Annotated in this window: 10 protein-coding genes; 6 read left to right on the top strand and 4 right to left on the bottom strand. The window is 36.9% G+C overall.

The window, feature by feature from the left end; translation table 11 throughout:
• The first annotated feature begins 20 nt into the window (after window positions 1-20).
• From CEY12_RS07615 to CEY12_RS07595, 5 genes are all read left to right on the top strand, one after another.
• Window positions 21-1,019, top strand: a complete 999-nt coding sequence (locus CEY12_RS07615; protein WP_089027123.1) for a helix-turn-helix transcriptional regulator — start codon at window positions 21-23, stop codon at window positions 1,017-1,019.
• 266 nt (window positions 1,020-1,285) lie between these two features.
• A complete protein-coding gene (locus CEY12_RS07610; RefSeq protein WP_089027122.1) occupies window positions 1,286-2,140 on the top strand; it encodes a helix-turn-helix domain-containing protein in 855 nt (284 codons plus the stop codon).
• 66 nt (window positions 2,141-2,206) lie between these two features.
• Entirely contained in the window at window positions 2,207-3,403 is a 1,197-nt protein-coding gene (locus CEY12_RS07605) for an FAD-dependent oxidoreductase (protein WP_089027121.1), read from the top strand.
• A gap of 363 nt (window positions 3,404-3,766) precedes the next feature.
• A complete protein-coding gene (locus tag CEY12_RS07600; protein ID WP_228409815.1) occupies window positions 3,767-4,201 on the top strand; it encodes a MarR family winged helix-turn-helix transcriptional regulator in 435 nt (144 codons plus the stop codon).
• Window positions 4,202-4,252: 51 nt separating this feature from the next.
• The gene (locus CEY12_RS07595; protein WP_172821019.1) at window positions 4,253-6,466 is read left to right on the top strand and encodes a S9 family peptidase; all 2,214 of its coding nucleotides are present in this window, start codon (window positions 4,253-4,255) and stop codon (window positions 6,464-6,466) included.
• Between the two features lie 64 nt (window positions 6,467-6,530).
• Here the strand turns inward: CEY12_RS07595 and CEY12_RS07590 are convergent, their stop codons facing one another.
• Window positions 6,531-7,703, bottom strand: a complete 1,173-nt coding sequence (locus CEY12_RS07590) for a T9SS type A sorting domain-containing protein (RefSeq protein ID WP_089027119.1) — start codon at window positions 7,701-7,703, stop codon at window positions 6,531-6,533.
• Between the two features lie 343 nt (window positions 7,704-8,046).
• Here CEY12_RS07590 and CEY12_RS07585 point away from each other — a divergent pair, with 343 nt between their 5' ends.
• Window positions 8,047-9,552, top strand: coding sequence for a serine hydrolase (locus tag CEY12_RS07585; RefSeq protein WP_089027118.1), 1,506 nt, complete (start codon window positions 8,047-8,049; stop codon window positions 9,550-9,552).
• A gap of 123 nt (window positions 9,553-9,675) precedes the next feature.
• Here CEY12_RS07585 and CEY12_RS07580 read toward each other — a convergent pair whose 3' ends face one another.
• The 3 genes from CEY12_RS07580 to CEY12_RS07570 all read right to left on the bottom strand — a co-directional run bounded on the left by CEY12_RS07580 (window position 9,676) and on the right by CEY12_RS07570 (window position 11,728).
• Window positions 9,676-10,263: a hypothetical protein gene (locus CEY12_RS07580; protein WP_089027117.1), complete on the bottom strand. Its 588-nt coding sequence runs from the start codon at window positions 10,261-10,263 to the stop codon at window positions 9,676-9,678.
• Window positions 10,264-10,503: 240 nt separating this feature from the next.
• Window positions 10,504-10,977 (bottom strand): GNAT family N-acetyltransferase, encoded by a 474-nt coding sequence (locus CEY12_RS07575; RefSeq protein WP_089027116.1) that lies wholly within the window; start codon window positions 10,975-10,977, stop codon window positions 10,504-10,506.
• Window positions 10,961-11,728 (bottom strand): methyltransferase domain-containing protein, encoded by a 768-nt coding sequence (locus CEY12_RS07570; RefSeq protein ID WP_089027115.1) that lies wholly within the window; start codon window positions 11,726-11,728, stop codon window positions 10,961-10,963. The genes CEY12_RS07575 and CEY12_RS07570 overlap by 17 nt, the downstream gene beginning before the upstream one ends.
• Window positions 11,729-13,047: the final 1,319 nt, after the last annotated feature.

Below are 13,047 nucleotides of genomic sequence, written 5' to 3'. Positions count from 1 at the left end.
TATAACGCTAAACGGAATAAATGAAACTAACGCTGAACTTCTCTGATGTAGAGGAACTGATCATGGAAAATCATTTTAATGAAGGATATTCACAAACAGAAGAGCCCATTAAAGAGCGCCATACCAATTTTGAAAAGATAGGAGCTATGGGGAGTTATCATGAACTCTTCTACGATGGAATCCATATTGCGTATGGTGATCTGCGGTTCAAAAATGAGCTGATGATCAACTTTGAAAGCGATTTTGAAACGGTGGAAATGCATTTTGATCTTATGGGATCTACGCACACCAAAATTGCAGGAACAGAGACCGCAGCTTTTAAATTCCTGCCGTATCAGCATAATATTGTTTATGCTCCGGGTATTAAAGGGAAATTTGAGTTTATCGGAAAAAGCAACCGAACGATGGAGATCAATATGGCTCCGGAATTATTTAAAAAATATATCGCCAATACAGAAGGCTACGAAACTTTCCTTTCCAATATAGATAATCAGATTCCTGCCTTTTTTGGAAAGCATCACATGCCGGTTACCCCACAAATAGAATACCTCATCTACAGCATCATCAATTGCGAAAAACAGGGCGTTTTTAAAAGGCTTTTTATTGAATCTAAAGTTATTGAACTCCTGATGCTCCAGCTTGAGCAGTTTAATGCACACAACTGCGTTGACTTTTGCTCCCTTAAATTACATCACCTGGAAAAGATCCATCTGGCCAAAGAAATCATATCGAATAATATCGCCGAACCTTATTCCCTGAAAAAACTAGCTCTGGAAGTAGGAACGAATGAATTTACGTTGAAGAAAGGGTTTAAAGAAATATTTGGAACTACTGTTTTTGGAATGGTGAGCGATATCAGAATGGAAGAAGCAAAATTAGCCCTCGAATCCGGTGATTTTCAGATTACGCAGATCAGCGAAATGGCAGGCTATAAAAACCCGACTCATTTTTGTGCCGCCTTTAAAAAGAAATATGGATTGACGCCTGGGACTTTTAAAACGGTGAGAGCTGCGATCTAAGAGGTATCAAAAATTTTACACGATATATATTTATTCTCGCAGATTTTGCAAATTACGCAGATTTATAAAGCACAAACATCTGCCAGATCAGCTAAATCCGCGAGAAATTATTTTTTTAAACACAAAGATCTATGATGATAATGGGTAATTTAAGATAGCAAAGACAGGCTTCGCCTATGAAGCGTGAGTATAAAAAAGAAATCTTCGATTCATCCAGAACTGATATTTTATGAATAATAAGTATCTTTATTTCATAACATGCCTGCATGAAAAAATACTCACCGATATCAGTTCACCACCGTCAGTTAGAGGGTTTCGGAATTAAGCTGATGCCTTTATCTGTTTTGTCTGAAAAAGAAACAGGTATTCACCGCGATGATCATTATATGTTTATCCTTCAGCAAAGCGGAATATTTACCCTTGAAGTTGATTTTAATACAATAGAATTGGAAGGAGCCTTCTTAGGTTTTGTAGCTCCCGGGCAAATTCATCAGTATATTCATCAAAAAGATTTGGAAGGATGGTTTTTATTTGTGGATACCAATGCCATTCCAGCGCATTATCGTGAAGTATTGGAAACCTATCAGTGGATCCGGCAATCGGTATCAGTGAATGAAAAGGATGTGGTTTTTGATATCCCTATCATTTTAGAAAAGGTCGAAGGAAATGATGGGTTGCACAGTGTTTCCGTTAAGCAGTCTTTGGTAGAATCGGTCATTGGAATGATGGCTTCCCAGATCATGAAATTCCAGGTATCTGAACATACCAGTACCGGACAGAAATATACCATTACCAGACAGTTTAAAAAGCTGGTTAAAGAAAATTTTAAAAAGTCTAAGCAGGTACAGCAATATGCGCAGGCTCTCGTTATTACTCCCTTGTATCTGAATGAAGCAATCAAAGAAGTGACAGGTTATCCAGCCAGTTTCTGGATTCAACAGGAAATATTGTTGGAAGCGCGCCGGCTTTTATTTTATACGAAAATGAGTGTAAAACAGATTGCCAATGAATTAGGTTATGATGATCCCATTTATTTTTCACGATTCTTTAAGAAAGGAACAGGAATGACCGCTTTGCAATTCAAGGCTAAAAACAAAGATTTGTCTCATAAAGACCATTAATCTACTCTAGGAAAACCTGCTGATTCCCGATAATTTTGTATTCATCAATCATCAAAAAATAAACCGATGAACAACGAATATAAAAGTAAAAGAATTGCCATTATAGGAGCCGGATTAGGAGGATTATGTCTTGCGCAGGGCTTGAAAAAGAAAGGAATCAACTGTACTATTTTTGAAAAAGATGAAGCAATTAATACCAGAACGCAGGGATATCGGATCAGAATTAATGAGCCGGGCAAACAAGCACTGAAAGACTGTCTTCCTAAACATTTGTATGAACTATTTCTTGAAACCTGTGCAGCAAGTACCAAAGGATTAAAAGTTTTTAATTCTCATCTTGAAAAAACAGGGAAAGATTTAGTTGATTCATGGAGTGACGGGATCAGACAGGTACCCGATTTAAAACCGAATCGTCTGACTTTACGTGAAATTTTGCTTCATGGATTGGAAAGACAGATTTATTTTGGAAAAGCAGTAACTGATTACAGAGAATTGGAAAATGGGGAAGTATTACTTTCATTTGAAGATGGAACCACCCAGACGGCTGATCTTGTGATCGGGGCAGATGGAGTCAATTCTAAAATAGGGGTCGAATACTGCAAAGATCAGAAAGTCAATACCGGGAATATGACCATTTATGGCAGAACTTTTGTGACATCCGAGAATGAGGAAGAAATAGCCACTGAGCTGCGAACCGGAACTTCTGTGATTCTTAATGATCAGTTTTCACTGATTGCCGATGCCATGCAATTTGATTTTTCAAAGAAAAATGATTCATGGAATATGCTGAGTCCTTTACAGAATTACTTCTATTGGGCATTTATTGGAAAGCCAGGTGCTTTTGGATTACATCAACAGGATTTTTATACCCTTTCTTCTGAAGAAACTTTTGCCTGCATCCAAAGGGTTACTCAGGATTGGCATCCGCAATTGAAATCATTATTCAACTATTGTGATCAGAAGTCATTGTCGGTTACTCCTATCAGGTCTTCATTACCCAAAGAAAAATGGAAATCCGGGAATATTACTGCGTTGGGTGATGCAGTTCATACGATGAGCCCGGCTGGTGGAGTAGGAGCAAATACTGCGTTTATGGATGCTGCTTTATTGACGGAAAATATCTGTGGAGCTTTATTAAAGGATGGAAGCCTTGCTGATGCAATCTCAGATTATGAAGAAAAAATGATAGCGTATAGTAATGAAGCGATTATGATGTCTTTGGAAGGTGGTGAAGTGCTGTATGGAAAGGAAGTGGAGAAATAGTAATATTTAATCCCCCAGATTTTACAGATTACATAGATTTTTTGTACTCTTTTTACAATTTATTGTGTTTAGATTCCTACGGAATGACAACTTTGCGTATAAGTTAAAACGCCATATTTGTCATTCCGTAGGAATCTAAACTATTGTTATCCACATAATGAGTTTAAATTTTTTTGCTTTTATTTTATCTGTTCTTTTGTATGATATAATTTTAAACTTGATTGCCTGCTTTTATAACTTTTGAGATGGTTTTTTTTGGGAAGGAAAATTTTTAATATTAATTTTTTGATGATAAAGCTTTGGGAATCAATTTTATTTATATATTTGATATATCAATTATATGCATATCAATTAAAATATAAAATGATGGCTAAATCAGAACAAACTATTTTTTACAGCATTGAGGAATCGATTAAATCCTATCGTCAGTTTGCCCAGAAGCAGATCAATGATCAGGGTTTTGATATCACGATCGACCAGGGATTGATCCTGAGTATTATTAATGAAAATCCTGGAATACCCCAAAAAGAAATTGCAAGAAGAGCTTTTAAAGATGTCGCTTCCGTGACGCGCATCATTGAACTTTTGGTTAAGAGCGGCTTTCTCAAAAGAGATTCTTTTGAGAAAGATAGGCGAAGGTTTACCCTCCATCTTACAGCTAAAGGAAAAAAGATTTTGACTGAAATTCAACCTATAGTTGATGCTAATAGGAAAAAGGCTGTTGAAGGGATTTCCGAAGAGGAAATTGAACTGCTGAGAAAACTGGTCAATAAGATCAGTGCGAACTGCAGGAGTTAATAAGGGGTGATCCGATTTTTATTCAAAATTTTAAGCCTTAAAATGAGTACCATGAAAATTTATTGTAAATATTTCATTTTAAAAATAAATCTGATCATGCTCTTTTTAGCATCTTTTGCTGATGCACAGGTCAGTGATACGATAACCGATAAGGGACGCTACGAAAGCTATCTGAATTTCCGGAGTCTTGTCCGGGATACCTATGTCAATCCCCATTGGTATGCAGATGGAAACCGTTTCTGGTTTGCTGCAGGAACCCCTGAAAATACAGTAATCTATGAGGTAGACCCGAAGCATAATACAAAGCGGGAGTTTTTTGACAGAGATCATTTAATGAAAGTACTAAGACCTTTACTTGAAAAAGAACCTGGTACTAAAGGAATTCCATTTAGTACCTTCACTTTATTAGAAGATAAAAATGCAGCAGAGTTTTTTGTTGAAAATAAAAAATTTCGGTTGAGTTTAAAGGATTACGGGATCATCCGGATAGAAGGAAAAGAAGAGGATGAAATTCCGCCTTCCGGTATTTTTTCTCCCGATAGGCAATGGTTTGTTACGACAAAAGATAATAATATAGAACTGGTTGATCGTCTTACCAAAAAAACAAGACAGATTACTTTTGATGGAAAAGATGATTATCCATGGACGGTCACAGATGGATGTTGGTCGAAGGATGGAAAGAAACTTCTGGTAAAAAGACCAGATGGTAGAAAGGTTCATCATCTACCCGTAATTGATTATTCAAAACCTGACGAGGAGGTCAAGTATAGCGTGTATGCTAAAACCGAAGGTGTTATTGAGACTCCTGAACTGTATGTCCTGGATGTCACTTCGGGGAAAACAGTCAAGATAGAAATGGGTTCAAATGCACAGCAATATGCATTTCCGATAGGATGGAGACCCAATGATTCAGAAGTCCTTTTTATGCGTTTGGACAGGCTTGGAAAAAAGCTGGAATTGCTGGCTGCTGATCCGGATACAGGAGTGAGCAGAGTAATCCTGACAGAAGAAAGCAAAACCTTTGTGGAAGGATTGGATTTTTTAATTGATGCATGGGAAAAACAGGTTACGCTCCTGAAAGATGGAAATTCTTTTATATGGCTTTCTGAAAGAGATGGTTGGCGCCATCTGTATCTTTATAATATCAATGGGAAGCTGATCCGAAGGCTGACTTCCGGAGATTTTCCTGTTACTACAGGACTTATTCGTATAGATGAATCTAAAGGTTGGGTTTATTTCACTGCTAATGCAGAAAAAAATCTCTACTCGACAAATATATACCGGGTTGATCTGAAAGGAAAGAACTTTAAAAAAATCACCTCAGCAGATGGAATACATACCTATTCCCAGTTTTCACCCTCCGGTCAATATTTTCTGGATACGTATTCCAGTATGAAGCAGCCTCAATCGGTTGAATTGCGAACCACTGATGGAAAATCTTTGCAACTTCTGAAAACATCTGATACCAGCAGGTTGCAAAAAATAGGATTTAAACCTCCGGAAGGTTTCGTTGCTAAAGCGGATGATGGAATCACTGATCTATACGGAATTATGTACAAACCCTATGATCTTGATCCAGCCAAAAAATATCCGGTGGTTGAATTTATATATGCCGGACCCTTTATGAATGTAGTACCTCATAGATTTGGACCTAATTCAGCGCCTACTGCCATGGCGCAGGCATTGGCACAGTTAGGCTATATCACGGTTATCATGGACACAAGGGGAACAGTTGAGCGAAGTAAAGCTTTTCAAGATGCTATTTATGGAAAGATTGGAACCTGTGAAATTGCTGATCGGGTGGCAGTTTTTAAACAGCTTGGAGGAAAATACCCGTTTATGGATATGAGGCGGGTCGGTATTTATGGGCATTCCTGGGGTGGATATTTTGCTGTTCGAGCGATGCTGATGGCTCCTGAATTATACCGCGTAGGTATTGCATCAGCACAAGGTGAGCTTACAGAAGGAGCAGAAATCAATGAGCCGTATATGGGATTACCGGAAGATAACAAGCAAGGCTACGAATGGGGAACCAATACCAATCACGCCGGAAACCTGAAAGGAAAATTACTATTTATGCATGGAACAAGTGATGTGAATTCACCCATTTCCACAACGATAAGAATGATTGATGCATTGACCAAAGCCGGAAAAAGGTATGACCTCATTTTACTTCCTGGGAAAGATCACTTTATAGAAAGTGACCAATATGTAAGTGATGCCATACGGAGGTATTTTGAAGAAAATCTGAAAAATCTAAAATAATAAAAAACGGTCGCTGAAGAAATAATTCTGGCGACCGCTTTTTTGAAAAAAATATATCAAGAATTTAATCCTGCATGATTAGTTTTTTTGCATCAGTCACTTTTCCGTCTGCTGTCATTTTGTATACATAAGTGCCGGATTGAAGGTCAGAGCCTGAAATTCTAATCGTACCATTTCCTTTTTCACGAAGTGGGACTGATTTCACCAACTGACCGGAGATGCTGTAAATTTCAAGCGATGCTGTTTTTACATCTTTTGGAAGATAATAGCGGATGCTTGTTTCATTCTTTGTCGGATTCGGAACATTCTGTCCCAATGTCGGAACATCAGATAAACTAATATCAGTGGTTGAATTTTTATTCAAAAGAAGTTGTTTTAATTCTTCTACCGTATTTTCAAGATTTTTAATACGGTCTTCCAGCTTCTGGATGGTTTCGTCTGAAGAAGCCATTTTACTCAGTGCTGTGTTGGATACCATAACATTCCCATTGGGGTCTACCACTAATGCACGTCCGCTTCCAACAGGCAGGTCCTGATGACGAACGGTTCCAACGGTATGGAAATTAGCGGTAGGAGCATTGGTACGAACACCCACGCTTTGATCTTTGATCAGCATGGTTGAGGTCCCTGACATTCCCAGCATAATAGAATAGGGAATGGCATTGGTAAGTTTTGCCCCTCCATTCCCTGCACCAATCACAAAAGACCGGTTTCCGGTAGCTGCAAGGTCAATCCCAAATCCTCCAGAATACTCTTCAGTAAGGTCAATTCCTACCCCTAATGCAAATTCATTATGATTTCTGATCGTGTTTTTCCATCCTAATGCGACTGATTTACTGGCATTGTTTAATACGGTATTCTCCTGCCCTCCAACAATATTAGCACCACCACCGGTACTCAGATTATTGGACCATCCGCTGACAAATGTGCTGGCAGCCTGGGCTCCTAAAGTATTGGATACCCCAACAGCAAGACTTCCTTTTGCTTTAGAGGCATTAGAATTATTGGTAGTTTCTACAATGAAAGTACCAAATTCGTTGAGCAATGCCTGATTAGGGTTGTTAGATGCCCCATTGGTTCGCAAGTAAAGAATTCTGGGATCTACAGTACCCACATAATTGGTGGGGTTAATTCCCTGATTTCCTGTAGTTTGCCATTGTTGGGCGTAAGTGACACCTGATAAAAATACCATAGCGACTGCTATACCATTTTTCATGGATAATAGTGATGTTCTCATAGTTTTGAAATTTGATGGTTGATTAGTTATCACTAATATAGGAAATATTATGATTGGAAATGAGTTTTTATCACCTTTTTGGGAAATTTAAATTATTGTAACTGTTTGAACTGTAGTGTTAAAGGAGCTATTTTGAATTATTATTAATATCTATGTTATTTATTTATACCGTCTAATTAGTTTATAGTTTCCTATGAATAAAGGATTATTGATTGTTTTTCTTATGCTGGCAGTTAATGATCTGAAAAATAGGATTTTAATTAAACAAATCTTCTGTAATTCATTAATGAATCTTGTGAAGAATCTTATAAAGTGCTAAATTTCATGCATCTAATTCAAAACCATGAATCCTATTAAAATCTTCTTATTGGGAGTACTTTCCATTAACGGGTTATTATACAGTCAAAAAATTCAGCCTAACTTGAAAGGTTTGGATGAAGAAATCCAAAATATCATGGCTGACTATAAAGCTGTCGGCTTATCTGTAGTGATAGTAAAAGATGATCAGATCGCGTATTCCAAAGGATTTGGATGGAGAGATTTTGATAAAAAACTTCCGGTGACTTCGAATACCGTATTTCCTATTGGCAGCATCACAAAATCTTTTACTTCTGCATTGATAGGATCTCTTCAGGACGAGAATAAAGTATCAGTTACAGCAAAGCCTTCGATGTATATTCCTTTTCTTCAGTTTTACAACGACCGGATGAACTCAATGATCACCATAGCAGATTTGTTAAGTCATAAAAGCGGAATAGGAAGAGCAGATGGTTCTTATATTCTTTTCCCGGCAAAAAGCAGGATAGATTTAATGAAACGCTTGCCTTTTCTTAAACCTGGTGGAGAAGTTAAAGACAGTTGGATTTATAGTAATATGGGTTATATCGTTCTGGGAACAATAGCAGAACAGGTGAGTGGAGAGAGATGGAGTGACCTCATCAGCAACAGGATTTTTAAGCCTCTGCAGATGAACCATTCTTCCACATCAATTGATGAAATGCTAAAATCTGAAGATTATGCGTTGCCATATGGGGTGTATAAAGGGAACATCGAAAAAATACTTTATCAGAAACCAAACAATGATCAGCCAGGAGCTGCTGTTAACAGCACGGCTAATGATATGGGGAATTGGATCAGGATGTGGCTGAATAACGGTGTATTTCAGCAACAGAAAGTTCTTTCGGAAAATTATGTAAAAGAAGCAACCAGTATAAAGGCGGTTTTTAATGGACGTCCACCCGCAACAGCTGATCAAAGTAGTTATATTTTTGGGTATGGGTATGGCTGGAATGCCAATATGTACCGTGGACACTATAAAGTACATCATGGAGGTGCTGTATCTGGTTTTTCATCCAATGCAGTCTTATACCCTTTAGATAAAATAGGAGTTGTAGTACTGACCAATCAACAGAACTCTGATCTTCCCTATACGATTACCAGTATGATATCTAACCGAATGTTAGGACTGGATGGACAAAAGTCGTACGCATATACCAAAGAGATTTATGATATTAAAAAGCCTGAGAAAACAATGAAGCCCATTGACCAGGGTAAAAAGCCAAGTCTTGATCTGGTCCAATACACTGGGAAATATGTGGATAACGGATATGGAACTTTTGAAGTAGTAAAAGAAGGCGATCAACTGTTCGCTGTTTTCCCTGCCTTTAAATTCAGATTGGAGCACATGCAATACAATGCTTTTATCTGCAAGTTGATTGAAAATATTCCTCAGCAGATGAACCCTGAGTTTGAACTGAATTTTTCAATAGATAATGAAGGGAAAGTGTCTGATGTAGTGATTGATCTGCAAAGAGATGGGGTTCATTTTAAGAAAGTAGAGCAGAAATAAATAGAGCCATTGAAAGGAACAACTGAATTAAGAAAAACAAATCAGGTAAAAAATATCCTTCAAAAAGAATTTTGAAGGATATCACGATAGAGAATTATTAAAAAAATGATTGTTTTTATTTAATTACTTCAGTTGTTCCGCCTTGATGTAGGTTTTACCCTGATCATCTTTCCATGAAGGACCTTTTACCGAAATGGTATTTCCGATCTCGTACCGTTTGAAGGTGCCACCGCTTTTCTGAAGATTAACAATGCTAATTGTTGCTGTATATTCTTTTCCGTCAGCATCCTGTATGGTAGCCATATAGCCATCCTTGCCGTTTTCAATGTTAGTGACTTTTCCAGTTACAGAAAGAGTCGTAGAGTCTGAAGCGGTACCTGAAAGCTCAGAAGCTGTAATATGGGTAACTCCGTCATTATCCCATGAACTTCCTTTTACAGAGATCATATCGCCTACTTCATAGCGTTTGAACTGGCTGCTTCCTTTCTGAAGATTGATAATGCTGATCGTTGCTACATATTCTTTTCCACTAGCATCCTTAAAGGTGGCCATATAGCCATCTTTGCCATTTTCGATCTTTGTGATCTTTCCGCTTGCTTCAAGGGTTGAATTGTTTCCGGTTTCCATAGATTGGGCAGCCTGCTTTGCAGTGCAACTGGTAATACTGAATATTCCTAATGTTAAAAACGCGATTGCTATTATTTTTTTCATTGTATCGTAACTGTTAGTTGTTGGTTTAGGGTATAATTTGTCTTTTATAAAATATTTTTTTTGTTATTCAAAGCCCGTACCAAAGCAGGTTTACGTTAAACAAGAATTTCTTTATATCTAAAATCCAGTAAAATGAAAATCTTGCATCCCTTTTTTACATTTTTATTGCTCTTTGCATAATTTATCATCTGAACAGGACCTACCAGATGTATACGAGAATTAAAACAGTTTGGATTTCAGTTAAATTTTCATTTTAAAACCTTCATGGGAAGCTGTAAATCCCAGTTTTTTATAAAACCTCAGCGCTTCGGTTCTGGTTTTATCCGAAGTCAGTTGAACAACATCCGCTCCATTTTCTCTGGCACGTATAATGGCTAAGCGGAACATTTCTTCTCCCAGCCCCCGGCCACGTTGTGAAGAATGGATTCGTACAGATTCAATCAGTGCCCGCTTACTGCCTGTATGGTTGAGGTATTGTAGATAGGTGATCTGTAAAGTTCCCAAAATCTCATCATGATCATTAACCATCACCAGTAAATCTTGATCAGGATTTTTTTCAATAGCTTTGAATGCAGTAAAATATCTTTCGTCCAAAGGATCGGAGACTTTTTCCCGGTTCTGTCCCAATATATCATCCGCAAGCATTTTTATAATGGCCATTAAATCTGCGGAGGTAGCCTTTCGTAAATGAAGATCTTTATTTTTTTCTTCCATACATAAGAATTCTTTTAAATGCATATATAGCAGGAAGCTTGGGGAAGCTTTTAGCAATACGTTTTTTAAACTCAGTTGTAAAATCTTTTTGTTGCTCTTCATCCAACCGTTCCAGATAAGGAATGATAGCTGATCCGGAAATAAAATTGAATAAAGTGTCGTGGTCCTCAGCAATGATAGGATACACCTTTTGTGAAAGATTTAATTCCACGATTCCGTTTTCAAATAAAAGCTGTGCGTATTCATCTATAGTAAGGACTGCAGAAGGGCGGTTCCATCCATTTAGATAAGTTTTAAAAGGTTCTTCTTCAGCGAGACCGGATAAGATCTGATTCAGAGTGTTTCCCGGCTGATAAGGCATTTGAACAGCCAGTTGGCCATTGGATTTCAGTTTTGAGATCAGTTGTGGAAAAAGGGTTTGATGGTTGTCGGACCACTGTAAAGCGGCATTGCTGAAAATAAGATCCCAGTTTTCGTTGCCGGTCAGCATTTCCTCTGTGGTTGCCATTTTAAAATGGAGACGTTCATTTTCCAATGTTTTGGATTTTTCAAGCATTTCAGGGGAAGAGTCAATACCCGTGAAATCGGCTTGAGGAAATTTTTCGGTGAGAATAGCGGTTTGTTCTCCGGTACCACAACCTAAATCAACGGCTTTCATGGGTGTTTCTGCAATGATCAGATCGGAAAGATCAAAAAAAGGTTTGAACCTTATATTTTTAAATTGGTTATAAACATCAGGATTCCAAGGCATAATAAATGTTTTTAATTGATAACCTGAATTTACTTATTCCTAATTGAACATAACGAATAAATTGAATTAAAACTTTCTTAAAAAGGGTTTTTTGGAGAACTTATAAAACTTTGTGGTCATTCTTGTGAGCTGAGATTGCAGAGGTTTGCGATTATTCTAATTCTCGCAGATTGGGCAGATATTGCAGATTCTCTTCTACTTTATTTAGATTCCATCATTACGCTTCGCTCCATTCCGGAATGACAAATGAGAGGTTTTTACTTATGCATAAAGTCGTTATTCCGTAGGAATCTAAATCATTATTATTATTATTATTATTATTATTATTATTATTATTATTATTATTATTATTATTATTATTATTATTATTATTATCAGGCACATTGAAAATCTTTGATTTTTAAAGAACTAATGCGTTCTTTTTAATTGAGATTGCTTCACATTCGTTCTTTCTCCTTTTTCGAATGCTATGGTCAGTAAAGAAGAATTGATTTTTGCAGAGGTGGAAATTTTTTTTTGTCACGTTAAATACAGGACAGATTTACTTTCATAAAAAAGAATCTGACCCGTCCATCACTAAGGGAATGACATGAAAGGATGAGTATTGTTATTAAATCTAATCAAATATATCAAGTTTGATTATACCTTTTGATTTAGTGATAACGAGCCAGATTGCTACTGCATGAATTGACTTATGAAAACTTTTTGATAGTGCTAAAGTAGGACCTGCTTTTTGATTAGGATTTGGTTTTTATACAAAAGCATGGTTTTTCTATACTTATGTGTGTATATTATGTGATACATATTACAATTAAAACTAGAGTATTTAAAACTTTTGTGTTTTTTTAAACGCAAAGATTGATGATAATGATGCATAAATAAGGCAGCAAAGACTAGCTTCGCTGACGAAGTTTGTTTGAAATATAAAAATCAAAGATTTTTAGAGAGCTTATGTGTTCTTTTTATGCAGCAAGTATTAAACTTAAACTCACTAAAGTGTTCAAAAAACTTTTGTGACTTTTGACTACGTCGAACCTTCGGTTTGTGGTTGAAATGTACAAAGGTTCTCGATACATTTTTCTTCATTTCAATTCGAAAAACACTCGAAGTGACGGAGGATCAGTATTCTGGGTAATTTACTTTTACTTGTAAGTTGTGATTTTTAGTTGAGATTGCTTCCCTTCGATAAGCTCAGCACAAGCACATTTGTTCGCAATGGATGGATGTTGGTTGTTATTTAGAATAAAAATCAAAGATTTTTAGAGGCCTTATGTGTTCTTTTTATGCAGCAAGTATTAAACTTAAACTCACTAAAGTGT

The sequence above is a fragment of the Chryseobacterium sp. T16E-39 genome (assembly GCF_002216065.1).
Taxonomy (GTDB): Bacteria; Bacteroidota; Bacteroidia; order Flavobacteriales; family Weeksellaceae; genus Chryseobacterium.
This window is presented reverse-complemented; position numbering and strand designations above follow the sequence as displayed.

Excerpts from the sequence above, each read along its gene's own strand:
- CEY12_RS07615 (WP_089027123.1), top strand. The coding sequence starts at position 21 with ATGAAACTAACGCTGAACTTCTCTGATGTAGAGGAACTGATCATGGAA.
- CEY12_RS07610 (WP_089027122.1), top strand. The coding sequence starts at position 1,286 with ATGAAAAAATACTCACCGATATCAGTTCACCACCGTCAGTTAGAGGGT.
- CEY12_RS07605 (WP_089027121.1), top strand. The coding sequence starts at position 2,207 with ATGAACAACGAATATAAAAGTAAAAGAATTGCCATTATAGGAGCCGGA.
- CEY12_RS07600 (WP_228409815.1), top strand. The coding sequence starts at position 3,767 with ATGATGGCTAAATCAGAACAAACTATTTTTTACAGCATTGAGGAATCG.
- CEY12_RS07595 (WP_172821019.1), top strand. The coding sequence starts at position 4,253 with ATGAAAATTTATTGTAAATATTTCATTTTAAAAATAAATCTGATCATG.
- CEY12_RS07590 (WP_089027119.1), bottom strand. The coding sequence starts at position 7,703 with ATGAGAACATCACTATTATCCATGAAAAATGGTATAGCAGTCGCTATG.
- CEY12_RS07585 (WP_089027118.1), top strand. The coding sequence starts at position 8,047 with ATGAATCCTATTAAAATCTTCTTATTGGGAGTACTTTCCATTAACGGG.
- CEY12_RS07580 (WP_089027117.1), bottom strand. The coding sequence starts at position 10,263 with ATGAAAAAAATAATAGCAATCGCGTTTTTAACATTAGGAATATTCAGT.
- CEY12_RS07575 (WP_089027116.1), bottom strand. The coding sequence starts at position 10,977 with ATGGAAGAAAAAAATAAAGATCTTCATTTACGAAAGGCTACCTCCGCA.
- CEY12_RS07570 (WP_089027115.1), bottom strand. The coding sequence starts at position 11,728 with ATGCCTTGGAATCCTGATGTTTATAACCAATTTAAAAATATAAGGTTC.